This window comes from Hydrogenophaga pseudoflava, assembly GCF_004353865.1.
Classification (GTDB): Bacteria; Pseudomonadota; Gammaproteobacteria; order Burkholderiales; family Burkholderiaceae_C; genus Hydrogenophaga; species Hydrogenophaga pseudoflava.
The window spans coordinates 2,089,412-2,111,365 of record NZ_CP037867.1; the positions used below are offsets into that span (position 1 = coordinate 2,089,412).

General features: G+C 68.6%; 26 protein-coding genes. 11 read left to right on the forward strand and 15 right to left on the reverse strand.

Going from position 1 to position 21,954, the window contains the following annotated elements:
• Positions 1-33: 33 nt before the first annotated feature.
• Positions 34-1,296 carry a DUF445 domain-containing protein gene (locus tag HPF_RS10160; RefSeq protein ID WP_133156529.1) on the forward strand — a complete coding sequence of 421 codons (1,263 nt, stop codon included), beginning with the start codon at positions 34-36 and terminating at the stop codon, positions 1,294-1,296.
• A gap of 25 nt (positions 1,297-1,321) precedes the next feature.
• Here the strand turns inward: HPF_RS10160 and nth are convergent, their stop codons facing one another.
• Positions 1,322-1,957 (reverse strand): endonuclease III, encoded by a 636-nt coding sequence (nth, locus tag HPF_RS10165; protein ID WP_133156530.1) that lies wholly within the window; start codon positions 1,955-1,957, stop codon positions 1,322-1,324.
• Between the two features lie 83 nt (positions 1,958-2,040).
• On the opposite strand from nth, the gene HPF_RS10170 reads away from it, so the two are divergent.
• On the forward strand, positions 2,041-3,231 hold the full coding sequence (locus HPF_RS10170) for an aminotransferase-like domain-containing protein (RefSeq protein ID WP_133158077.1): 1,191 nt from the start codon (positions 2,041-2,043) through the stop codon (positions 3,229-3,231).
• A gap of 45 nt (positions 3,232-3,276) precedes the next feature.
• Here HPF_RS10170 and HPF_RS10175 read toward each other — a convergent pair whose 3' ends face one another.
• Both HPF_RS10175 and HPF_RS10180 read right to left on the reverse strand, forming a co-directional pair.
• On the reverse strand, positions 3,277-3,651 hold the full coding sequence (locus HPF_RS10175) for a hypothetical protein (protein WP_133156531.1): 375 nt from the start codon (positions 3,649-3,651) through the stop codon (positions 3,277-3,279).
• An 80-nt stretch (positions 3,652-3,731) separates the two neighbouring features.
• The gene (locus tag HPF_RS10180; protein ID WP_133156532.1) at positions 3,732-4,322 is read right to left on the reverse strand and encodes a lysophospholipid acyltransferase family protein; all 591 of its coding nucleotides are present in this window, start codon (positions 4,320-4,322) and stop codon (positions 3,732-3,734) included.
• Between the two features lie 92 nt (positions 4,323-4,414).
• Between HPF_RS10180 and HPF_RS10185 the strand changes: the two genes are divergently transcribed.
• Both HPF_RS10185 and HPF_RS10190 read left to right on the forward strand, forming a co-directional pair.
• On the forward strand, positions 4,415-5,239 hold the full coding sequence (locus HPF_RS10185; RefSeq protein ID WP_133156533.1) for an alpha/beta fold hydrolase: 825 nt from the start codon (positions 4,415-4,417) through the stop codon (positions 5,237-5,239).
• Positions 5,236-5,472, forward strand: coding sequence for a DUF3820 family protein (locus HPF_RS10190; RefSeq protein WP_066154429.1), 237 nt, complete (start codon positions 5,236-5,238; stop codon positions 5,470-5,472). The genes HPF_RS10185 and HPF_RS10190 overlap by 4 nt, the downstream gene beginning before the upstream one ends.
• Here the strand turns inward: HPF_RS10190 and HPF_RS10195 are convergent.
• Positions 5,453-6,055 (reverse strand): 3'-5' exonuclease, encoded by a 603-nt coding sequence (locus tag HPF_RS10195; protein WP_066154427.1) that lies wholly within the window; start codon positions 6,053-6,055, stop codon positions 5,453-5,455. The two genes, HPF_RS10190 and HPF_RS10195, sit on opposite strands and share 20 nt — an antisense overlap.
• A 55-nt stretch (positions 6,056-6,110) precedes the next feature.
• Between HPF_RS10195 and HPF_RS10200 the strand changes: the two genes are divergently transcribed.
• Both HPF_RS10200 and HPF_RS10205 read left to right on the forward strand, forming a co-directional pair.
• Complete coding sequence (locus tag HPF_RS10200; protein WP_066154424.1) at positions 6,111-6,419, forward strand: hypothetical protein; 309 nt, start codon at positions 6,111-6,113, stop codon at positions 6,417-6,419.
• 54 nt (positions 6,420-6,473) lie between these two features.
• Positions 6,474-6,809, forward strand: coding sequence for a DUF6172 family protein (locus HPF_RS10205; protein ID WP_066154419.1), 336 nt, complete (start codon positions 6,474-6,476; stop codon positions 6,807-6,809).
• 81 nt (positions 6,810-6,890) lie between these two features.
• On the opposite strand, the gene HPF_RS10210 is transcribed toward HPF_RS10205, so the two are convergent.
• Positions 6,891-8,129 carry a DEAD/DEAH box helicase gene (locus HPF_RS10210; protein ID WP_133156534.1) on the reverse strand — a complete coding sequence of 413 codons (1,239 nt, stop codon included), beginning with the start codon at positions 8,127-8,129 and terminating at the stop codon, positions 6,891-6,893.
• A 36-nt stretch (positions 8,130-8,165) separates the two neighbouring features.
• On the opposite strand from HPF_RS10210, the gene HPF_RS10215 reads away from it, so the two are divergent.
• On the forward strand, positions 8,166-8,525 hold the full coding sequence (locus tag HPF_RS10215) for a translation initiation factor Sui1 (RefSeq protein ID WP_066154413.1): 360 nt from the start codon (positions 8,166-8,168) through the stop codon (positions 8,523-8,525).
• Between the two features lie 7 nt (positions 8,526-8,532).
• Here HPF_RS10215 and HPF_RS10220 read toward each other — a convergent pair whose 3' ends face one another.
• Genes HPF_RS10220 through HPF_RS10230 form a run of 3 tightly spaced genes read right to left on the reverse strand, consistent with a single transcriptional unit; the run spans position 8,533 to position 9,865 of the window.
• Positions 8,533-8,874: a hypothetical protein gene (locus HPF_RS10220; protein ID WP_133156535.1), complete on the reverse strand. Its 342-nt coding sequence runs from the start codon at positions 8,872-8,874 to the stop codon at positions 8,533-8,535.
• Positions 8,871-9,419 carry an RNA polymerase sigma factor gene (locus tag HPF_RS10225; protein ID WP_133156536.1) on the reverse strand — a complete coding sequence of 183 codons (549 nt, stop codon included), beginning with the start codon at positions 9,417-9,419 and terminating at the stop codon, positions 8,871-8,873. The genes HPF_RS10220 and HPF_RS10225 overlap by 4 nt, the downstream gene beginning before the upstream one ends.
• Entirely contained in the window at positions 9,416-9,865 is a 450-nt protein-coding gene (locus tag HPF_RS10230) for a DUF3106 domain-containing protein (protein ID WP_133156537.1), read from the reverse strand. Before HPF_RS10230 ends, HPF_RS10225 begins: the two co-directional genes overlap by 4 nt.
• A 175-nt stretch (positions 9,866-10,040) precedes the next feature.
• On the opposite strand from HPF_RS10230, the gene HPF_RS10235 reads away from it, so the two are divergent.
• On the forward strand, positions 10,041-10,373 hold the full coding sequence (locus HPF_RS10235; protein WP_133156538.1) for a hypothetical protein: 333 nt from the start codon (positions 10,041-10,043) through the stop codon (positions 10,371-10,373).
• Between the two features lie 18 nt (positions 10,374-10,391).
• On the opposite strand, the gene HPF_RS10240 is transcribed toward HPF_RS10235, so the two are convergent.
• On the reverse strand, positions 10,392-11,426 hold the full coding sequence (locus HPF_RS10240; RefSeq protein ID WP_165961679.1) for an AraC family transcriptional regulator: 1,035 nt from the start codon (positions 11,424-11,426) through the stop codon (positions 10,392-10,394).
• Between the two features lie 140 nt (positions 11,427-11,566).
• On the opposite strand from HPF_RS10240, the gene HPF_RS10245 reads away from it, so the two are divergent.
• Positions 11,567-12,937, forward strand: coding sequence for a TrpB-like pyridoxal phosphate-dependent enzyme (locus tag HPF_RS10245; RefSeq protein WP_207959356.1), 1,371 nt, complete (start codon positions 11,567-11,569; stop codon positions 12,935-12,937).
• 24 nt (positions 12,938-12,961) lie between these two features.
• Here the strand turns inward: HPF_RS10245 and HPF_RS10250 are convergent, their stop codons facing one another.
• From HPF_RS10250 to mfd, 4 genes are all read right to left on the reverse strand, one after another.
• Positions 12,962-13,534: a thioredoxin domain-containing protein gene (locus HPF_RS10250; protein ID WP_133156540.1), complete on the reverse strand. Its 573-nt coding sequence runs from the start codon at positions 13,532-13,534 to the stop codon at positions 12,962-12,964.
• Positions 13,531-14,247 carry a phosphoserine phosphatase SerB gene (serB, locus tag HPF_RS10255; protein ID WP_066154405.1) on the reverse strand — a complete coding sequence of 239 codons (717 nt, stop codon included), beginning with the start codon at positions 14,245-14,247 and terminating at the stop codon, positions 13,531-13,533. Before serB ends, HPF_RS10250 begins: the two co-directional genes overlap by 4 nt.
• A gap of 36 nt (positions 14,248-14,283) precedes the next feature.
• Entirely contained in the window at positions 14,284-14,790 is a 507-nt protein-coding gene (locus HPF_RS10260; RefSeq protein WP_133156541.1) for a DUF4405 domain-containing protein, read from the reverse strand.
• 117 nt (positions 14,791-14,907) lie between these two features.
• Positions 14,908-18,399, reverse strand: coding sequence for a transcription-repair coupling factor (gene mfd / locus HPF_RS10265; protein WP_133156542.1), 3,492 nt, complete (start codon positions 18,397-18,399; stop codon positions 14,908-14,910).
• A gap of 83 nt (positions 18,400-18,482) precedes the next feature.
• On the opposite strand from mfd, the gene ispD reads away from it, so the two are divergent.
• Both ispD and ispF read left to right on the forward strand, forming a co-directional pair.
• Positions 18,483-19,196 carry a 2-C-methyl-D-erythritol 4-phosphate cytidylyltransferase gene (gene ispD / locus HPF_RS10270; protein WP_066154396.1) on the forward strand — a complete coding sequence of 238 codons (714 nt, stop codon included), beginning with the start codon at positions 18,483-18,485 and terminating at the stop codon, positions 19,194-19,196.
• On the forward strand, positions 19,193-19,705 hold the full coding sequence (ispF, locus tag HPF_RS10275) for a 2-C-methyl-D-erythritol 2,4-cyclodiphosphate synthase (RefSeq protein ID WP_066154393.1): 513 nt from the start codon (positions 19,193-19,195) through the stop codon (positions 19,703-19,705). The genes ispD and ispF overlap by 4 nt, the downstream gene beginning before the upstream one ends.
• 12 nt (positions 19,706-19,717) lie before the next feature.
• Here ispF and HPF_RS10280 read toward each other — a convergent pair whose 3' ends face one another.
• Both HPF_RS10280 and ompR read right to left on the reverse strand, forming a co-directional pair.
• Entirely contained in the window at positions 19,718-21,127 is a 1,410-nt protein-coding gene (locus HPF_RS10280; protein ID WP_066154390.1) for an ATP-binding protein, read from the reverse strand.
• Complete coding sequence (gene ompR, locus HPF_RS10285) at positions 21,127-21,858, reverse strand: osmolarity response regulator transcription factor OmpR (protein WP_066154387.1); 732 nt, start codon at positions 21,856-21,858, stop codon at positions 21,127-21,129. The genes HPF_RS10280 and ompR overlap by 1 nt, the downstream gene beginning before the upstream one ends.
• Positions 21,859-21,954: the final 96 nt, after the last annotated feature.

The window sequence follows — 21,954 nt, forward strand, 5'->3', positions numbered from 1 at the left end:
GCAGGTCGGCCGCGAGAGGGCACACTCGGGTCTATGGATGGTTCCCGTTCCGCGTCGTTCAGCCCGGTTGACCGCATGAAGGCCCTGGCGCTGGGTTTGCTGCTGCTGGCGGCCGGGGTGTACGTGGGCGCCACGCTGATGGAGCCGCGCCATGTCGCATGGGGCTATGTCGCGGCAGCGGCCGAGGCCGCGATGGTGGGGGCGCTGGCCGACTGGTTTGCGGTTGTCGCGCTGTTCCGCCATCCACTGGGACTGCCCATTCCGCACACGGCGATCATCGTGTCCAACAAGGACCGTCTGGGCGCGCAGCTGGCGCGGTTTCTCGGCACGCACTTCCTCACCGCCGAGCATGTGCAGCCCATGCTGGCGCGCTGGGACCTCGCGCGAGAGCTGGGACAGTGGCTGGAACAGCCCGAATCGGCCCAGCGGGTGGGGCGCTGGGTGCAGCAGGCCACCCCCGCCGTGCTCGGCGCCCTGGACCAGAGCGATGTCCGGCAATGGATCGCCGGCCTGGCGCAGCGTCTGTTGCGGCAGGTGGATGTGGCCACACTGGGCGGTCAGGCGCTGGCCGCGCTCACCCGCGACGGGCATCACCAGCAGTGGTTGGACGGTCTGCTGCAGCAGATGGCGCGATGGGCGGAGCAGGCGTCGGTGCAGGAGCAGCTCACCGATCGCATCGCGCGGGAACTCAAGGAGCTCAAGTACGTCGGACTCGACCAGATGGCTGCCCGCCTGGCCACGCGCAAGCTGGTGGCCGCGCTCACGCACACGCTCTCCGACGTGGCGGCCGACCCGGCGCACGAGTTGCGCCGCCGTTTCGACGACTGGATGGCCGACGCCATCGAGCGCCTGCAGACCGATGCCGACTGGCAACAGCGGGTGGCGGTCTGGCGCGATGCCTGGCTGGACCAGCCGCAGTGGAGTCAGCCGATCGAGGCCTGGTGGCACGAGGTGTTGAAGCGCCTGCGCGAGGAAGCGGCCCGGCCCGAGTCCGACCTGGGAGCCCGCTGCGCGCAGGTGGCGCAGGCGGCGGGCCGGCAACTGCTGGCCGATGATTCCTTGCGCGACTGGCTCAACACGCAGGCGCACCAGGTGCTGCTGCGCGTGCTGGAGGCCAGCCGCGAAGCCATCGTCGGCTTCGTGGCGCAGCGCGTGCAGGTCTGGGATGCGCAGGACATGAGCCGCGTGCTGGAAGAGCACATCGGGCGCGACCTGCAGTTCATCCGCATCAACGGCACCCTGGTGGGCGCGCTGGTGGGGCTGCTGCTGCACGCGCTCACGCAGGCACTGCTGTGAGCGCCGGTACCTGGGCAGGCGGGCCTCAGCCCGTCGTCTTGGGTCTGAAGTCGCAGCAGGCCGACACGGCGCACTGGTGGCACAGCGGCTTGCGCGCCTGGCAGACATAGCGCCCGTGCAGGATCAGCCAGTGGTGGGCGTCCACCAGGTACCTGGCCGGGATGCGTCTGAGCAGCTGCTGCTCCACCGCCAGCGGCGTCTTGCCTGGCGCCAGGCCGGTGCGGTTGCCGACGCGGAAGATGTGTGTGTCCACCGCCATGGTCGGTTCGCCGAAGGCCACGTTGAGCACCACGTTCGCCGTCTTGCGGCCCACGCCGGGCAGGGCTTCGAGTGCCTCGCGCGTGCGCGGCACCTGGCCGCCGTGGCGTTCCACCAGGATGCGGCAGGTCTCCATCAGGTGTTTCGCTTTGCTGCGGTACAGGCCGATGGTCTTGATATACGACTCCAGCCCTTCAAGGCCCAGGTCCAGGATCTGCTGCGGCGTGTGCGCCACCGGGAAGAGCCGGCGCGTGGCCTTGTTGACGCCCACGTCCGTGGCCTGCGCCGAGAGCAACACGGCGGCCAGCAGCTCGAACACGCTGGTGTATTCGAGTTCGGTGACGGGTTGCGGGTTGGCGGCCTGGAGGGTGGCGAAGAATGTCTCGATCTGCGCGGGTGTCATGTTGCGCAGTGTAGTTCCGGGCAGGGCGCTACCATTTCGCCACCTTTCCATTCCTCTTCAGAGACATCCGCATGAGCTTTGCCATTCCGTTTGCCGACCGCCTGAACAACGTCGAAACCTCCGCCATCCGCGAACTCTTCAAGCTGCTGGGCAGGCCCGGCATCATCAGCTTTGCCGGGGGCTTTCCCGACAGCGCCATGTTCGATGTGGACGGCATCCGCGAAGCCGTCAATGCTGCGCTGACCGAAGAAGCCGGGGGCGCCCTGCAGTACGGCGCCACCGAGGGCTACAACCCGCTGCGCGAACAGCTCGCCGCCTTCATGACCAGCAAGGGCAGCCAGGGCGTGGCGCCCGAGAACCTGATCGTCACCACCGGCAGCCAGCAGGCGCTGGATCTGCTGGGCAAGACCCTGGTCAGCCCCGGCGACAAGGTGATCGTCGAAGGCCCGACCTTCCTGGCCACCATCCAGTGCTTCCGCCTGTACGGCGCCCAACTCGTGACGGCACCGGTGGACGGGCAGGGCGTGGACACCGACCGACTCGAACAGCTCATCGTGGAGCACAAGCCCAAATTCATCTACCTGATTCCCACCTTCGGCAACCCCAGCGGCGCCATGCTGAGCCTGGAGCGCCGCAAGCGCGTGCTGGAACTGGCGGTGCAGCACAACGTGCTGGTGGTGGAAGACGACCCCTACGGCGACCTGTACTTCGGCGACGCGCCACCGCCCAGCCTGCTGGCCCTGAGCGCCAGCGTGCCCGGCAGCCGCGAGCGCCTGGTGCACTGCGGCTCGCTGTCCAAGGTGCTGAGCCCCGGCCTGCGCGTGGGCTGGATGGTCGGCCCGGCCGAACTGCTGGCCAAGGCCACCATGTGCAAGCAGTTCAGCGACGCCCACACCAGCACCTTCGCCCAGGCCACGGCGGCGCAGTACCTCAAGGCCGGCCGCATGCCCGCCACCCTGGCCAAGGTGCGCGCGGTCTACGCCGAGCGCGCCGCCACCATGGGCAACGCCCTGCGCCGCGAACTGGGCGACGCGATTGAGTTCGTGCAGCCACAGGGTGGTCTGTTTGTCTGGGCCCGCCTCACGGGCGCGGGCGGCAAGGTGGCCGATGGCGGTGAGCTGGCCAAACGCGCCATCGAAAAGGGCGTGGCCTTTGTGCCGGGTGCGCCCTTCTACGCGAACAACCCCGACCACGCGACCCTGCGCCTGTCGTTTGCGACGGTGGGGCTGGACAAGATCGAAGAAGGCGTGGGCCGGCTGGGCGCTGCCGTCTGACCCCGATTGCCGGCGGGTTGGCCGCAGGGTCGGCTCCCGGCGGGCTCAGGCCCCGGGCATCCGGGACCGCAGCAGGCTGTCGGGCAGGGTGCCCCGGAACATGGGGCGCAGCGATTCCAGCGCGCGGATCGCGTGCGGTTCGTTGTGGCGCTGGCAGAGATCGGCGTACAGCTCGGCCCGTGCATACCAAAGGCTTTCCGCATCGCGGGTGTGTTGCAGCCGCTGGTGCAGCCGGGGGTTGTTCAGGCGCCCGTCCTCACCATGCAGGCGCAGCATGGCAAGGCGGATGCGCGCCACGTCGGCGTCGTTGTGGCGGACCTTCTCGACGCCCAGCAGCGACCCCAGGCCTTCACGCAAGGTGCTGGACAGGGTCGAGAGGGTGGATAGAGGCCCTTGGAAGACGGAATGCTGGCGGCTCACCCGGCCAGATTACCCAATTTGCGGGAAGGTTTCGCCTATTCTCATGAAACCTTTTGTAGTCGTGTTACAGGTCGTGCGGCTCAGTCGCCGGTGAACTGGGTGGCGTTTTTGCCCTGGAACGGCTGGTAGAACGCCTTGATGCGCACCATGTCGGCGTCGATGTCGCCCGTCAGCTCGAACACCGGGCCCAGGCCGCTGCGTTTGGTCGCGTAGTCCATGTAGGCCAGGATGATGGGCACCCGGGCGGTGGTGGCGATGTAGTAGAAGCCGGTCTTCCAGTAGCGCGTCTTGCTGCGCGTGCCCTCGGGGGGCACGATCAGCTGCAGCGGCCCGTCGGCCTCGGTGATGGCCTGGGCCGAGGCGGCGACGAGGTTGTTGGACTTCGAGCGGTCGACCGCGATGCCGCCGAGCCAGCGCATCAGACCACCGAACGGGAAACGGAAGATGCTGGCCTTGCCCATCCAGTAGGGGTTCAGGCGCAGCGCGAACGCGACCATCAGGGTGTAGGGCAGGTCCCAGTTGCTGGTGTGCGGGGCGGCGATGAAGACGCTCTTGGCGGCACTGGGCGGCAGGTGGCCTTCGACGGTCCAGCCGGTGAGCCGCAGGAAGCCGGTCGACATCGCTCGCAGCAGGGGAGCGACCACCGGGGTGGTGAAGATGGTGCGGTGCATGGCGGGCGCTATTGTCGGTGACGCGGGCGCGACCGCCCTTGATCTGCGCCAAGCTACCATCGCCCGCTCGAATCACCCGAGGAGACCGCGACATGACGCAGACGCTGACCGTGCAGGATATCGAGGTCCTGATCGACGGCGAAGGACCGACCGTGGTCATGCTGCACGGCTGGCCCGATTCGCCCGCGCTGTGGGACGAGTCGGTGGCAGCGCTCCGGGACGGCTACCGCTGCGTGCGCTTCGCGCTGCCGGGCTACGACCTGGGCCGGCCGCCGCGCCCGGTGTCGGTGGATCAGATGTGCCAACTGGTGGCGGCCATCGTCGATGAGGTCAGCCCCGACCAGAAGGTGACGCTGATGCTGCACGACTGGGGTTGCTTCTTCGGCTACGAGTACGCCGCGCGGAACACGGACCGGGTGGCGCGCGTGGTGGCGGCCGACATCGGCGACACCAACACCGGCGCTTACCTGAAGTCGCTGACCGCCAAAGAAAAGGCCATGATCGCGGGTTACCAGCTCTGGCTGGCCGTGGCCTGGAAGATCGGGCCGCTGCTGCCGGGACTGGCCAACCGAATGACGCGCTGGATGGCGCGCACCATCGGCTGCCGCACCCCCGCGACACAGATCTCCTGGCAGATGAACTACCCCTACGCGATGCAGTGGTTCGGCACCCTGGGTGGCCTGCGCGGCGTGGCGCGGGTCGACAAGGTGTTCGGCCCGACGCTGCCCACGCTGTTCTTCTTCGGCAAGCGCAAGCCGTTCATGTTCCATTCCGCGCGCTGGCTGGCGCAACTCGCCACCACGCCGGGCAGCGCGGCCCATGGCCTGGACGCCGGGCACTGGCTCATGAAGCAGAAGCCCGAACAGTTCAACCGCACGGTGCGCGACTGGCTGGACCGTGCGCACGCCGCGACATGAACCCGACCGAGCTGGAGCGCTTGCTGACCGTAGAGATGCCCTATGGCAAGTACAAGGGCCGGGCGATTGCCGACCTGCCGGGGCACTACCTCAACTGGTTCGCGCGCGAGGGTTTCCCGAAGGGCGAGCTGGGGCGCTTGATCGCCCTGATGCACGAAATCGACCACAACGGCCTGGATGAGCTGCTCACGCCGCTGCGCCACAGCCGGCCGCCTAAGGCGCGCGGGTCCTGAGCGCCTCGTGCACCACGGCCGCGGCCCAGGCGTCGTTGGCCGCGTAGATGAGCTGGCCCTCGGTCAGGCGCGGGTTGGCCCAGTTGGAGGTGGCGGCTTTCTTTGACTTGATGAAGCGCTGCCCGAACAGCACCGCCACCGCGCCCTTGACGCCCATGTCCTTGCGGTAGCCGCTCGCGCGGAACAGGTGGTTGAGCTCGATCACCCCGACCGGCTCGACGCCCAGCTTGGCGCGGATGCGCTTGGTGTCGTCGCCCAGACCGAAGCCGGCCTTGCTGTGTCCGGCCTCGGCCATCACCTGCGCGGCCAGGTCGCGGCTGGCGGGGTCGTGCAGCTGGAACACCCAGGCCCGCTCCGTCGTGGCCAGCTGCAGGATGTGCGGCCCGTCAGACACCTCGCCCTGCACGAAGGTGGGCTTGCTCTCGGTGTCGAAGCCCCAGTGGGCGTGGTCGCGCAGCGCCGCCACCGCCTCGCGCGCGGCCACCGCGGAGTTCACCAGCGCGATGCGGTCCAGGCCCAGGCGGGGGAATTCGGGCAGGAGGGCGATGTCGTCCTTGCTCGGTGTGGTGCGGGTGGTGTTCATGGGCAGGAGGTCGGGACGGCGCGGGATAATCGGGCATTGTGCCTGCCGCCCCGCCATGACCTACACCCTCAAGCTCTACGTGCCCGACGACACGCCGCCGGGCCAGCGCCAGGCCGCTGAACGCCTGTTCCGCGATGCGCTGGAGGATGCGCTGGGCGATGCGGCGCTGGTGGCGCCGGTCTACCGCGCCTATCTGGGCATCGTGGCGCAGCACGGCGAGACGCCCGACCCCGAGGCGCTGACGGTCGAAGAGCGCACGGTGCTGGAGCACTGGCAGATGGCCGAAGCCGCGGCTCTGGAGGCTGTGTTCGGCCCGCACCGCCACCTGGACGAAGGCGGCTACGACATCGTGCTGCCCGCATAATCCGGGTCCGTTTCACGTCCTGCCGGGGCGAACGCACCCAACCCAAGGACATCCATGAGAAAAACCTATCCGCTGCGCCCCGAGGGCAAGCACCCCGACCGCGTGCTCGACGCCGTCAAGCACGACATCCGCAAATACCAGAAGCGCGAACGCCGCCGCGATCTGCCCGAGGGTGCGGACTTCTGGGACTTCGACTGCCGCTTCGGCGCCGACAAGGACAGCGCGCAGGTGGTGCATCCGGGCGAGCTGATGAACCTGCTGGACGCGCTGGCCAAGGACGGCGCCACGCAGTGTTATGTGGAGCTGCTGGCCAAGCCCGGCGTGCGCAAGCCGCGCCCGGCGGGTACGGCGCCCGAAGCTGCCGGTGAACAGACCAGCGACGAAGAGTAAGCGGTTTCGCCGCCGGGCCGCCCCAAGGCGAAACGCACCCCCTCAAGGGGCAGCGACCCGCGCAGCGGCGGAGCGTGGGGGCTACGGTTTCGCTGCCTGTGCGCGCAGCTTGTCTTTTTTGCTCGGCCGCTTGCCCTTGACTCCGCCGTTGCCTGGCGCGGGCGGTGGCGGCGTTTCGGTCGGCTCGAAGCCTTCCACCGTTTCCAGCGGCAGGCTCAGGCCCTGGCGCTTCTCGATCAGGTGCCAGTGCGCCAGTTGCGCAGCGGTCACGAAGCTGACCGCCAGGCCGGCCTGACCCGCTCGGGCGGTGCGCCCGATGCGGTGCACATGGTCCACAGCCGAGCGCGGCAGGTCGAAGTTCACCACCACCGGCAGACCGTCGATGTGGATGCCGCGCGCGGCCAGGTCGGTCGTCACCAGCACGTCCCAGCGCCCTGCCTTGAACTCGCCCAGCGTGGTCTGGCGTGCGCCCTGGCTCAGGCCACCGTGGAAGGCCGTGGCGTAGACCTCGCCGTGGTGCAGCTTGTTGGCCAGGCGTTCGGCCGCGTACTGCGTGGCCACAAACACCAGCACCGGCTTCCAGCCCTCGGTTTTCATCAGCTGCCGCAGCAGCTGGGTGCGCCGCTTCTCGTCGACCGCAAAGGCGCGCTGCTGCACCAGCGGCGCGGCCGCGTCGTCGTCCGGCGTCGGCACGTCCACCCGCACCGGGTCGTGCAGCAGCTGCAGCGCCATGGTTTCGACCGCCGGTGGCACGGTGGCGGAGAACAGCAGGTTCTGGCGCTGCGCCGGCAGCAGGCCCAGCACACGCGCCAGTTCTTCGGCGAAACCCAGGTCGAGCAGGCGGTCGGCTTCGTCGAGCACCAGGAGGTCTACCGCGTCCAGCCGCAGGCCGTTGTGGTCCACCAGGTCGAGCAGACGGCCAGGGGTGGCGACCACCACGTCGGCGCCACCGCGCAGCGCCATCAGCTGCGGGTTGATCGAGACGCCGCCGAAGGCGACGACCAGCTTCGGGCGCCGGGGCAGCGCCTGCGCCAGCGAGCGCAGCACCTCGCCGACCTGCGCGGCCAGTTCGCGCGTGGTCACCAGCACGAGTGCCCGCGTGCGGCGCGGCCCGGTGTCCGCCCGGTCCAGCCAGCGCTGCAGCAGGGGCAGGGCGTAGGCGGCGGTCTTGCCCGAGCCGGTGCGGGCGCTGGCGAGCAGGTCGCGACCGGCGAGCACCGGCGGGATGGCCTCGGCCTGGATCGGGGTGGGGGCGGCAAAACCCAGGTTGGCAGCGGCCTGGGCGAGAGCGGGCTCAAGGCCCAGAGAGAAAAACGGCATGGGGCGATTGTCGGCGACGCGCTACGATCCCGGCCCATGAAATCACGAGCTTCTTCCGGTGGCCTGGTCTATTCGACCGAATCGGGCCGCATGTGCCCCGGCTGCCGCCAGCCGGTGGCGGCCTGCCGCTGCGGCGAACCCGCTGTACCCAAGGGCGATGGCGTGCTGCGCGTCTCGCGCGAGACCAAGGGCCGGGGCGGCAAGGCCGTGACCGTGGTCAAGGGGGCGCTGCTCGATGCGGCGGGTCTGGCGGCGCTCGGCAAGCAGCTGCGCACGCTCTGCGGCACCGGCGGCACGGTGAAAGATGGCGTGATCGAGGTGCAGGGTGACCACGTCGAACGCGTGATCGAGGCGCTCAAGGCCCAGGGCCACACGGTCAAGCGCGCGGGCGGCTGAGGGCCCGCTACAGCTCTCCATTGGAAATCAGCATCAGCACATCGGGCTGCATCAGTTCTTCCAGCACCGGGTCCTGCGCCGGGCGCAGCATCCACAGCGCCATCGCCAGCGCCACCAGCGCGCCTGTCCAGAGCACCGGGTGCTGGCGCCATGCCGCCTGCAGCGAGGCCAGCGGGCCGGTCGAGGTCACCACTACGGTTTGAGGCCTGGCCTGGCGCCATTGCGCCAGCACGCGCACCTGCAAGGCGTCGGAGCCTTCGTCGGGGCTGTGCTCCAGGGCGTTCTTCAGACGCCCCTTGAGCGCCTCGTCGCGCGCGGCGTCGTGGTCGTGGGAGGAGGGCGTGTTCATGACGGGTTCTCCTGAAGGCAGCGGTGCAGGGCCGCCTTGGCCCGGTGCAGCAGTTGGTGGGCGGCGTTGGTGTCGAGTTCGAGCGAGCGCGCGATGCCGGCCGCGTCGGCGTCCGCGTAGGCCCACATGGCCAGGGCCATGCGCTGTCGGGCTGGCAGCCGGTGCATGGCCGCCTGCAGGCGCGGGGCATCCAGCGCGTCACTGCCGGGATCGCTGGCGTCGTCGCCCGAAGGTCCGGCGTCGATCCATTCGGTGAGCTGTTCGGGGTCGGTGCTCAGTTCGCGGCGCTGCACCAGCCAGGTCTTGCAGCGGTTGATCACGATGGTGTTGAAGTAGGTTGCCAGCGCCGCACCGCGGGTGTCGGACGGCTGCGCGCCCCACAGGCGCAGGAACGACTCCTGCACCACGTCCTCTGCGTCCTCCTGGCGCCGCAGCAGCTGCCGGGCCAGGCCCATGGCCTGCGGCGTGAGCCGGCGCACCAGCTGGACGGCGCTGGCTTCATGACCCTGGCAGGCGGCGCGCCACATGGCCCAGTCGCTGCTCATTCCGTGCGCAGCTTCTCGCGCAGCGCGCGGCGTTCGGCCGGGGTCATGCGTTCCAGCGTCTCGCGCCGTTCGCGCAGCAGGGCACGGCGTTCGGCGGGTGTCATCTCGCGCAGCTTGTCGCGGCGCTCGTCGGCCAGGCGCTGTTTCTCCTGCGGGGTCATGGCCTGCCAGCGCTCGCGCGCGTCGTCGATCAAGGCCTGCCGTTCGTGCGGCGGCAGGCTGACCAGCAGCTCGCGCAGCCGCTCGCGGAACTCCTGCCGCTCCTGCGGCGTGGCGCGCTTTAGCCGCTCGCGGATGTCGGCCTGGCGCTGCAGCCGCTGCGCGGGTGTGAGCCGCTGCCATGCCTGTGCGTCGGGCACTGGCACGGGCGCTGCCTGCGCGGGCAGACCGAACGTGGCCAGGGCCAGCAGGCAGCAGGACAGAAAGTGGCGGAACCGGAGCGGCATGGGGCAAGGAAAACAGTGGGGCGGCACCGGTTCAACCCGCGAGGCCCACGGCTCTTACGCCATTCCGATCAATTTCCTCGGGCAAAGGCGGCGGGACGTAAGGGACCGCTGCGCGGGGGGTTCAACAGGCACACGGGCCAGGGTGGTCCGTGAGCCACCACGGAGGAACATCACCATGTCATTCTGGCTCAAACCCCTCACCGCAGCCGTCCTGGCGCTGGGCGCCGTCACCGCTGCGCAGGCTGTCACGCCGGCCGAACGCCAGGCCCAGCGCGTCGAGAACCGCCAGGCCCGACAGGCCGAACGCATCGACCAGGGCGTCGCCTCTGGGCAGCTGACGCGGCGCGAAGAAAAGCGCCTGGAGCACCAGCAGCAGTACATTGCCAACATGGAGAACCGCATGGAAAGCGACGGCAAGGTCACCGGGCGGGAAGCGGTGCGCATGGAGCACGCGCAGGACCGCGCGAGCCGGAACATTCACCGCAAGAAACACAATGCCCGGCACTGATGCCGGCTCGCGCCTACCTCAGCGGCTGCGCGCGAGCGTGGCGCTGGGGCTCTCGCCGTAGGCCTGCTGGTAGGCCGCGGCGAAGCGGCCGGGGTGTTCGAAGCCCCAGTGCTCGGCGGTCTGCAGCACGCGGGTGTCCGGGCCGGGGTGCAGCAGGTCGTGGCGCACGCGTTCCAGCCGCAGCCGGCGGATGTGGGCCATCGGTGTGGTGCCGCGCTCGCGGGCGAACAGCTGCTGCACCAGGCGCACGCTGCTGTTCACCGCCCGCGCCAGGTCGGCCACGGTCAGCGGCTGGTCGAGGTGCGCTTCGATGTGGTCCTCCAGTTGCCGCAGCCGGGGCACGGTTGCGCTGGCGGGCGCCCGGCTCACTGTGGCCGGCGCCCAGGCCACCCGCAGCAGCATGGCCAGCACATGGTCTTCCAGCATCGCCGTGTGCAGACCCGTCGACGGGTGCTCGCCGCCCGGCTGCAGCAGCGCGGCAAGGTAGTGCATCAGCTGCCACCAGTGCGCGCCCGAACCCTGGCGCAGGTCCAGCCGCGGCGCCAGCCGCAAGGTGGCGGCCGGTTCGCTGCCGCTGATGGCCGCCGCCACGTGCAGCAGCCGCTGGCGGTCGATGCGCAGCATGAACTGGTCGCAATGGCACGACCACTCCATGCGCACCGCGTCCTGCGGCGAGATCACCGTCGCTTCGCCCACGGCGCTGAGGTGCCGCGCGTTCTGGTGCCACACCGCCGCCTCGCCGGCCAGCGGCATCTGCACCAGGAAGAAGTCGTCCAGCCGGTCCGGGTCGATGCGCACCGCGGCGCCGTGGGCCAGCCGGTTGAGCGACACCGAAGGGCCGAGCGCGCGGTGGTGCATGCGGGCGCGCACGCGCTGCCGAGGGCCGATCACCGCCAGATCGTGCGGCTTGTAGATGCGCGCGATCTGGTCGCGCGTTTCGTCGAGGTCGTCGGAGGCCAGCACCGACAGCGGCGCCCAGGCCGCGCCCGCGGGCGCACTGCGGTCCAGCCAGGCGGGCGCGTGGGTCGGGGGCGGGGCAGGGCTCGGAGCCATGCGCCGCATGCTAGTGATTACCCGGGGTTTTGCACTTATCGGATACCCGCGTTCGTTTCGCGGATGGTTGTGGCGGCGGGCTGATTCCAGAATGGTCCGGTTCGCTGTCCACCCCTGTTCCACCTTTCAGGAGCCCCGCCATGAGCCTGCAAACCAAGTACCTGCTCGACGAGAACCAGATGCCCAAGTTTTGGTACAACATCCAGGCCGACCTGCCCAAGGCGCTGCCGGCCGTGCTGCACCCCGGCACGCTGCAGCCCATCGGCCCCGACGACCTGGCGCCGCTGTTCCCGATGGAACTGATCATGCAGGAGGTCAGCACCGAGCGCGAGATCGAGATTCCCGAACCGGTGCGCGACATCTACCGGCTCTGGCGCCCGGCCCCGCTGTACCGCGCCCACCGGCTGGAGAAGGCGCTGGGCACACCGGCCAAGATCTTTTACAAGTACGAAGGCGTCAGCCCCGCCGGCAGCCACAAGCCCAACACCGCGATCCCGCAGGCCTTCTACAACAAGCAGGCCGGCGTCAAGCGCCTGACCACCGAGACCGGTGCTGGCCAGTGGGGTACCTCGCTGTCGTTCGCGGGCTCGCTGTTCGACCTGGAGGTGCTGGTGTTCCAGGTGCGCGTGTCCTACGACCAGAAGCCCTACCGCCGCGCGGTGATGGAGACCTACGGCGCGCGCTGCCTGCCGTCGCCGTCGAACCAGACCGAGTACGGCCGAAGCGTGCTGGCCCAGCGGCCCGACCATCCGGGCAGCCTGGGTATCGCCATTTCCGAAGCGGTGGAACTGGCGGTGCAGCGCGAGGACACCAAGTACGCGCTGGGCTCGGTGCTCAACCACGTGCTGATGCACCAGACCATCATTGGTCTGGAAGCCATGGAGCAGCTGCAGATGGCCGACGCCTGGCCGGACGTGGTGGTCGGCTGCACCGGCGGCGGCTCGAACTTCGCCGGCATCGCCTTCCCCTTCATCGGCCACGCGCTGCGCGGTGGCAAGAAGTCGCGCATCGTCGCGGTCGAGCCGGCGGCCTGCCCGTCGCTCACGCGCGGCAAGTACGCCTACGACTTTGGCGACACCGGCCACATGACGCCGCTGACCAAGATGCACACGCTGGGCAGCACTTTCACGCCGCCGGGTTTCCACGCGGGCGGCCTGCGCTACCACGGCATGGCGCCGCTGGTGAGCCACTGCAAGGAACTGGGCCTGCTCGAAGCCACCGCCTACACCCAAGGCCAGTGCTTCGAGGCCGGCGTGACTTTTGCGCGCGCCGAAGGCATCGTGCCCGCACCCGAGGCCAACCACGCGGTCAAGGGCGCCATCGAGGAGGCCCTACGCTGCAAGCGCGAGGGCAAGAGCGAGACCATTCTGTTCAACCTCTGCGGCCACGGCCATTTCGACATGGCGGCCTACCAGAAGTACTTCGCGGGCGAGCTCAAGGACGAGCAGTACGACGAGAAGGAGCTGGCGATGGCGCTGTCCGGTCTGCCCAGCGTGCCGGAACCGGCCTGATGAACTGAAAGGGGGCGGAGGGCCTCAGCGCGCCAGCCAGAGGCGCGCCCGCAGCCCCCAGCCGCTGGTCAGGCCCACGGTCGGCCAGCGCAGCTCGCCTGTTGGCGTGACCACGGCAAAGGCGGGCACGGCGCCGAAGCCTAGGGCGCCCGGGATGGCCGACTGCGGATCGACCACGGTGTGCCAGGCCAGGCCGCGCGAGGCCATATAGCGGGACACCTTCTCGGGCGGCCCGGACTGCATGGCGACGGTGATCACCGGGTGGTCCTGCGTCAGGCCGTTCACCGTGCCCTGGATGGTCTTGCAGATCGGGCACCAGTCGGCCCAGACGTAGAGGCCGATGTTCCGGCCGGGGTGAGCCGCTTGCAGCGCGGCGATCTCGGCGCGAAGGCTGCTCTGGCGAACGCCGCCGCCCGCCAGCACCGCCAGCGGGGCGTCCAACGCCGCACCGGGCAGCGGGCCACCGGCCACATCGCGCGTCTGCCAGAGCTGCACCGCCAGCAGCACACCCGCGAACAGCGCGAGGGAGCGGATGTGGCGCTTCCAGTCGCGCCGCAGGCCCGCCGCCCACGCACGCAGGCGGCTGGACAAGCTCATGCGTGGAACAGTTCGAGCAGGCGATCCAGCCCGCCCATGTCGATGGCCACCTTGGCCTGGGCGCGCACCTTGGGCTTCGCGCGGTAGGCCACCGACAGGCCTGCCACGCCCATCATCTCCAGGTCGTTGGCGCCGTCGCCCATGGCGATGGCCTGCGCCGGCGAGCAGCCGATCAGGCTGCAGGTGCGCAGCAGGGTTTCCTTCTTCATCGCGCCGTCGCAGATGTCGCCCCAGCTCTGGTCCAGCATGCGGCCGGTGAGTTGGCCGTTCACGATCTCCAACTGATTGCTGCGCGCGAAATCGAGCGCCAGGCGGTCGCGCAGGCGCTCGGCGAAGTAGGTGAAGCCGCCGCTGACCAGCAGCACCTTCAGCCCGGCGGCCTTGCAGGCCAGCACCAGCTCGGCCGCACCGGGGTTCAGGCGCAGGCGCGAGCGGTAGACGTGTGCCAGGTGTTCCTCGGTCACGCCTTTGAGCAGGGCGACGCGCTGGCGCAGGCTCTCCTTGTAGTCGGTGATCTCGCCGCGCATCGCGGCCTCGGTGATCGCCGCCACTTCGGCCTTGCGGCCCGCGGCGTCGGCGATCTCGTCCACGCATTCGATGTTGATCAGCGTGGAGTCCATGTCGAACGCGATCAGTTTGAAGTCGCGCAGGTTCAGGGGCGGCTGGACGCCCTGCACGGTCAGGCCGGGGGCGAATTCGATGGAGGAAGTCATCCCGGAATTATCGCGGGAGCCGGGATGACGCCCCGATCAGGACTTGGCCGCCGGCAGCACCTTGGAGATGGTGCCGATCTGCTTGCGCAGGTCCGGCCCCACCAGGTCGGCCACCGACTGCTGGTCGCTGGTGACGGTCAGGCCCTGGGCCTGGAGCTTTGCCCTGACGTCGTCGGTGCTGGTGCCGGCGACCTGGGCCAGCACGCTGATCGGGGCTTGGGCGAGCGCGCGGACGGGTGGCGCGAAGCCGGGCTCGCTGCCGCTGCTGCCCCCCGCCGGAATGAAGCTCAGGGCCAGGACCAGGGCGAACGCACCGATCACCACCCGGCCGGTGGTCTGTTTCAGGTAGCGCTTGAACGCGGGCATGTTCAGCAGCACGTGCAGGCCGACCCCGATCACCATGGCCCAGCTCAGCCATTCGTGGGCGGTCTTGTTCAGGCCCGAGTCGAGGTGGAAGAACATCAGCACGCCGGTGACGGCGGACAGCAAAAAGGCGCCCATGACGACGGGCGTGATCCAGGGGCGTTGGGCGGACAGGTTCATTGTTTTCTTCCTTCAAGTTGAAAGCTCCGATGCTGGAGCCTCTGTGTTGAAGTCTGGTCGCCGCTGTGTGAACGGCTGGTGAACGTCGGCCGGTGCTGCTCCTGTTTTTGATGCAGATCAAGCCGCGCCGGCAGTGGCTTCCGTCTTCAGCGGCTGGCCCAGCGAGCGCAGCACGTCGCGCACCATCTGCACCCGGTCCTTGACCTCGGGCAGGGCGCGCTCGATGCGCAGCTTCTCGTTGCCGGCCAGCTTGATGTGCCGGTTCTTCTGGATGAGCTCGATGATGCGCATCGGCTCGATCGGCGGGTTGGGGCGGAACGTGATGTTGATGACACCCGGCGCGGCATCGACCTTGACCACGCCGTAAGGAGCTGAAAGCACGCGCAGGCGGTGCACATCGATCAGGGTCTGCGTCTGCGGTGGCAGCTTGCCGAAGCGGTCCACGATTTCTTCGAGCAGGCCGTCGACCTGGTCGGCCGTCTTGGCGGTGGCCAGCTTCTTGTAGAAGGAGAGGCGCAGGTGCACGTCGCCGCAGTAGTCGTTGGGCAGCAGGGCGGGGGCGTGCAGGTTGATGTCGGTGGTCACGCTCAGCGGGCTCAGCAGGTCCGGCTCGCGCCCGGCCTTGAGCGCCTTCACGGCCTCGCTCAGCATCTCGTTGTAGAGCTGGAAGCCGACCTCGAGCATGTTGCCGCTCTGGTTTTCGCCCAGCACCTCGCCGGCGCCGCGGATCTCCAGGTCGTGCATGGCCAGGTAGAAGCCGCTGCCGAGTTCCTCCATCTGCTGGATCGCGTCCAGCCGCTGCGCGGCCTGCTTGGTCAGGCCCTCGATGTCCGGGACCAGCAGGTAGGCGTAGGCCTGGTGGTGGCTGCGGCCCACGCGGCCGCGCAGCTGGTGCAGCTGGGCCAGGCCGAACTTGTCGGCGCGGCTCATCACGATGGTGTTGGCCGTGGGCACGTCGATGCCGGTCTCGATGATGGTCGAGCACAGCAGCAGGTTGTAGCGCTGCGCCACGAAGTCGCGCATCACGCGCTCCAGGTCGCGCTCGGGCATCTGGCCGTGCGCGATGGCGATGCGCGCTTCGGGCAGGATTTCTTCCAGCTTCTGCTTGCGGTTCTCGATGGTCTCGACCTCGTTGTGCAGGAAGTAGACCTGACCACCGCGCTTCAACTCGCGCAGCACGGCCTCGCGGATCACGCCCGTGCCTTCGTTGCGCACGAAGGTCTTGATGGCCAGCCGGCGCTGCGGCGCGGTGGCGATGACCGACAGGTCGCGCAGACCTTCGAGCGCCATGCCCAGCGTGCGCGGGATCGGCGTGGCGGTGAGCGTCAGCACGTCCACCTCGGCACGCAGCTGCTTCATCGCCTCCTTGTGGCGCACGCCGAAGCGGTGTTCCTCGTCGATGATGAGCAGACCAAGGTTCTTGAACTGGGTCTTCTCGCTCAGCAGCTTGTGTGTGCCCACGACGATATCGACAGAGCCGTCGGTGATGCCCTTCATCGCCGCGATGATTTCTTTCTGCGAGCGGAAGCGGCTCATCTCCGCCACCTTCACCGGCCACTTGGCAAAACGGTCCACCAGGGTCTGGTAGTGCTGCTCGGCCAGCAGCGTGGTCGGCGCCAGAAACGCCACCTGCTTGCCGCCGGTGACGGCCACAAACGCAGCGCGCAAGGCGACCTCGGTCTTGCCGAAGCCCACGTCGCCGCAGACCAGGCGGTCCATGGGCTGCGGGCTGATCATGTCCTGGATCACGGCGTGGATCGCGGCCTTCTGGTCGGCCGTCTCTTCGAAGCCGAAGTCGTTGGCGAAGATCTCGTAGTCCTGCGCCGAGAAGCGGAACGCATGGCCCTGGCGGGCGGCGCGGCGGGCGTAGATGTTCAGCAGCTCGGCGGCGGCGTCGCGCACCTGCTCGGCCGCCTTGCGTTTGGCTTTTTCCCACTGGCCACTGCCCAGCTTGTGCAGCGGCGCCTCGTCGGCGCTCACGCCGGTGTAGCGGCCGATCAGGCTGAGCTGGCTCACCGGCACGTAGAGCACGGCCTTGTCGGCGTATTCGAGGTGCAGGAACTCCTGCAGCGCGGGCGTGCCGTCGGGGTTCTTGTCCCCCATGTCCATGTTAATGAGGCCGCGGTAGCGCCCGATGCCGTGAGCGCTGTGCACCACCGGGTCGCCCACGTTGAGCTCGCTCAGATCCTTGATCAGCGCATCGACGTCGCTGACCTGTTCCTGCTTCTTGCGTCGGCGCGTGGTCGGGCCGGCGGCGAACAGTTCGGTCTCGGTGACGAAGTCGATGCCGGCTTCCAGCCAGGAGAAGCCCACTGTCAGGCCCGCGGTGGCGATGCCGACCTTTTCGTCGCTGGTCTGGAACTCGGCCAGCGAATCGAAGGCCGGCGGGTTCAGGCCACTGGCGCGCAGGAAATCCAGCAGGCTCTCGCGCCGTCCGTCGCTCTCGGCCAGCAGCAGCACCCGGTGGGCGGTGTTGCGGATGTGGCCGTGCAGGCGCGACAGCGGGTCTTCGGCACCACGCACCGCGGCCAGCTCGCCCAGCTTCTGCGCGAACGCGTTGTCGGCGATGTCTTCCACCGCGGGCCGGATCGCCAGTTGGGCATGCGCATTGGCCTCGCCGTAGAACTGCTCTATCGACAGGAACAGGCTCTCGGGCGGCAGGGCGGGGCGGTCGGGGTCGCCCTTGACCAGGCGGTACCGGTCCTGCGTGTCCCGCCAGAAGCGCTGGAAGGCGGGCTCCAGGTCGCCGTGCAGCACCACCGTGGCTTGCACGCCGAGGTAGTCGAAGACCGTGGCGGTCTCTTCAAAGAACAGGGGCAGGTAGTACTCGATGCCGGCGGTGGCCACGCCGTTGCCCATGTCCTTGTAGATGCGGCTCTTGGTCGGATCGCCTTCAAGCAATTCGCGCCAGCGGCTGCGGAAGCGCGCGCGCGCCGTCTCGTCCATCGGGAACTCGCGGCCGGGCAGCAGACGAACCTCGGGCACGGGGTAGAGGCTGCGCTGGCTGTCGGGGTCGAAGGTGCGGATCGAGTCGATCTCGTCATCGAACAGGTCGACGCGGTAGGGCACCTGCGAGCCCATGGGGAAGAGGTCGATCAGGCCGCCGCGCACCGCGTATTCGCCGGGACTCACCACCTGCGTCACATGGCTGTAGCCGGCGAGCGTGAGCTGGCCCTTGAGCTTCGCTTCATCGAGCTTCTGCTTGACCTTGAACTGGAAGGTGTAGCCCGCCAGAAACGAGGGTGGCGCCAGCCGGTACAGCGCCGTGGTGGCGGGCACCAGCACCACGTCGGCACCGGTGTCCTTGTCACGCTGCTGGATGCGCCAGAGCGTGGCCAGGCGTTCGGAGATCAGGTCCTGGTGCGGCGAGAAGGCGTCGTAGGGCAGGGTCTCCCAGTCGGGGAAGAGGGCGCAGCGCAGTTCGGGCGAGAAGAACGTCATTTCGTCCATCAGGCGCTGCGCATCGGTCGCGTCGGCGGTCACGATGGCTACGGGCCTGCCAGCGGCTTTCTCGCGCGCCGCCAGTTGCGCGAGCAGCAGGGCATCGGCCGCGCCGACGGGACGGGGCAGGTGGAAACGTTGGCCGGGTTTGAGCTTGGGCAGGTCCATGGATTCAGTCGCAAATGACGAAAACCCCCCGGTCGTTGGGACAGGGGGGTGAAGTGGGGGATTCTAGAATGCCCGGACCGATCATGAGTGCTTTCCAAAACACCCCGACCTCTGTGCGCTGCCACGCGCTGCTGCCTTGTGCCGGCACCGGCTCGCGCGCGGGCACCGCTGGCCCCAAGCAGTACCAGACCGTCGCCGGCCTGCCCATGGTGCTGCACACCCTGGCAGCGTTCAGCGCGGCTCCCCGCATCGAGCAGACGGTGTTGGTGGTGGCGCCGGACGACCGCTTCCTGAGCGTCGATCAGCCCGATCTGCGGCTCGCGCGCTGTGGCGGCGCGACCCGTGCGCACAGCGTGTACAACGGACTGGATGCCTTGAGCGCCAGAGGCGCGGCCGACGACGACTGGGTGCTGGTGCACGACGCGGCGCGATGCCTGATCACACCGCAGCAGATCGAGGCGCTGATCAGCGCCTGCGAGGGCGACCCGGTGGGCGGGCTGCTCGCACTCAAGCTGCCCGACACGTTGAAGACCGAACGCGAGGGACGCGTGGCCACCACCGTGGACCGCTCGGACAAATGGCTGGCGCAGACCCCGCAGATGTTCAGGCTCGGCATGCTCCGAAGCGCGCTCGCCGCCCAGGCCGACAGTGGCTTCGCCGGTGTGACCGACGAGGCCAGCGCCATGGAGATGGCCGGACACCGGCCGCTGCTGGTGCCGGGCAGTGCGCAGAATTTCAAGGTCACCTACCCCGAAGACTTCGCCCTCGCCGAAGCCATTCTTTCAAGCCGAACATGAGCGCAGCCACCATCCCCCCGTCCATTCCATTTCGCATCGGTGAAGGCTGGGACGTGCACGCCCTGGTGCCCGGACGGCCGCTGATCATCGGCGGCGTGACCATCCCCCACACGGCCGGCCTGCTGGGCCATTCGGACGCCGACGTGCTGCTGCACGCCATCACCGACGCCCTGCTGGGCGCGGCGGCGCTGGGCGACATCGGGCGTCACTTCCCCGACACAGACCCGCGTTTCAAGGGTTCCGATTCCATCGTGCTGCTGACCGAAGTCGCTCGGCGCGTGCGCGAGGCGGGTTTCGAGATCGGCAACATCGACAGCACGGTGGTGGCCCAGGCGCCCAAACTCGGCCCGCACATTCCGGCCATGTGCGCGCGCATAGCCCAGGCGCTGGGCCTGCCCGTGGAGTCGGTCAATGTGAAGGCCAAGACCGCCGAGAAGCTGGGCCCGGTCGGGCAGGGCCTGTCGATCGAGGCCCGGGCGGTTGCCTTGCTGGTGCGCCGGCCGGGCTGAGCCCGGTTTGTATCAGGCGGTTTTGCCGACCGGCAGCTTGATGTGGGCGGCCAGCCCGCCGGAGCTGCTGTTGGCCAGCGCGAAGCGACCGCCCATGCGGGCAATGGCGCGCTCGACGATGGCCAGGCCCAGGCCTGTGCCGGTGGCGGCGCTGCGAGAGGCGTCGCCACGGAAGAATGGCTGTGTGAGCTGGCTCAGCATCTCGGGATTGACACCTGGGCCGTGGTCGCGCAGCTTGACCAGCACCCATTGGTCCTTGGTCTTGGCGCCAATGTCGATCTCGGCCACACCGGTCGTCTGGTTGCGGCCATAGCGCACGGCGTTCTGCAGCAGGTTGGAGAACACGCGGTTGAGTTCAACCGCATCGCCCATGACCCAGGTGTCGTCAGGAATGCTGGTCTTCACCGCCACGTCGGGCTGGTTGCCCAGCGCAAACACGGCGGCCTCGATGACCTCGTTGAGACTTACGCGCTGAGGCTCCATGTGGTCCGGCCGTGCGTAGTCGAGGAACTTGTCGATGATGGCATTGACCTGTTCGATGTCGGCCGACATGTGCTCTCGCGCTTCCGCGTCGGCCACACTCATCTCGGTCTCCAGACGCAGCCGCGCCAGCGGCGTGCGCAGGTCGTGCGAGATGCCGGCCAGCATCAGGGCGCGGTCCTGTTCGATCTTGGACAGCCGCTGCGCCATCTGGTTGAACCCGATGTTCACCTGCCGGATTTCACTCGTGGCCACGGCCTCGTTGAGTCGGCTGGAGTTGAAGTCGCCGTCTCGCACACGGCTCGCGGCAAACGACAGCTTCTGCAGCGGCCGGTTGATCAGGCGTGCAATGAGCGCAGCACCCATCAGCGAAAGCACGGCGGCGGTGGCGAGCCAGATCAGCCAGGTCTTGCCGGTCACCAGTTCCACCCGAGACGGGTCGGCCTGCAGCCAGTACGGGTCACCGTCGATGGAAAAACCGATCCAGAGACCCGGCGTGCCGTTGACCTCGCGAGCGACCACGGTGTCAGGGCCCAGCCTGGCGCTGAGCTGGGCGCTGACCGTCCTGCTGAGTGAGTCCGCGTCGTAGAGCCGGAACTTGTCACCCGGCTCACGAGGGGCGATCCTCACCTTCTCCTCGTCGGCCATGGTCTTGACCAGCGACACACGGGCAATCGAGTCGGAGTGCACGAGTGCCGCACGGCTGAGGTTCACCAGGGAAGCCAGCTGTTGCGCACTTTGCAGCGTGCGCGGCTCGTATTCCAGCGCCCGGAATGTCTGGAGCCATGCCACGATGCAGCCCACCAGCAGCAGCGACAGCAAGAAAAAGGTGCGCCAGAACAGGCTCACCTCGCGCGCGGGTTTGCTCTCCAGCGGAGCGGACGCCGTCTCCAGCGCCGCCGGCTCGGTTTCGAAGGTGGGGACCCGCGATTCGTCGATCATCAGGCGTTGCCGTCCGGCACGAACACATAGCCCACGCCCCACACCGTCTGCAGGTAGCGGGGCGACGCAGCGTCCTCCTCAATCAGCTTGCGCAGGCGGGACACCTGCACGTCCAGGCTGCGGTCGAACGGTTCGAACTCCCGGCCGCGGGCCAGTTGCGCGAGCTTCTCTCGGGACAGCGGCTGGCGCGGATGGCGCACCAGGGCCTTGAGCATGGCGAACTCGCCCGTGGTCAGCGGCAGGTCGGCGCCGTCCTTGCGCAGGGTGCGCAGGCTCAGGTCGAACTCGAACGGGCCAAAATTGACCACCTCCGCATCCTGCGAGGGGGCACCAGGCACCTCGGCCGGAGGGCGGCGGCGCAGCACCGCATGGACGCGGGCAAGCAACTCGCGCGGGTTGAACGGCTTGCCCAGGTAATCGTCGGCGCCCACCTCCAGGCCGACGATGCGGTCCACGTCCTCGCTTTTGGCGGTCAGCATGATGATCGGTGTGCGGTCACCGTTGGCGCGCAGGCGCCGGCAGATCGACAGGCCGTCCTCACCCGGCATCATCAGGTCCAGCACGATCAGGTCCACCGCCTCGCGCTGCAATACTCGGTTCAGTGCCTTGCCGTCCTCGGCCAGCATGACCTCGAAACCTTCCTGCATCAGGTAACGGCGCAGCAGGTCGCGGATGCGGACGTCGTCATCGACCACCAGGATCTTGTTCGGGCGGGTGGTGTTTTGTGGCATGGAAGCAACTCCCGGTAAATGTAACAAAGGCGATTGTGGCAGCGCCAAGTGCTTGTCAGGGCTTGTTTTTTGGTTTTTTGACAGGCTGTTACATCT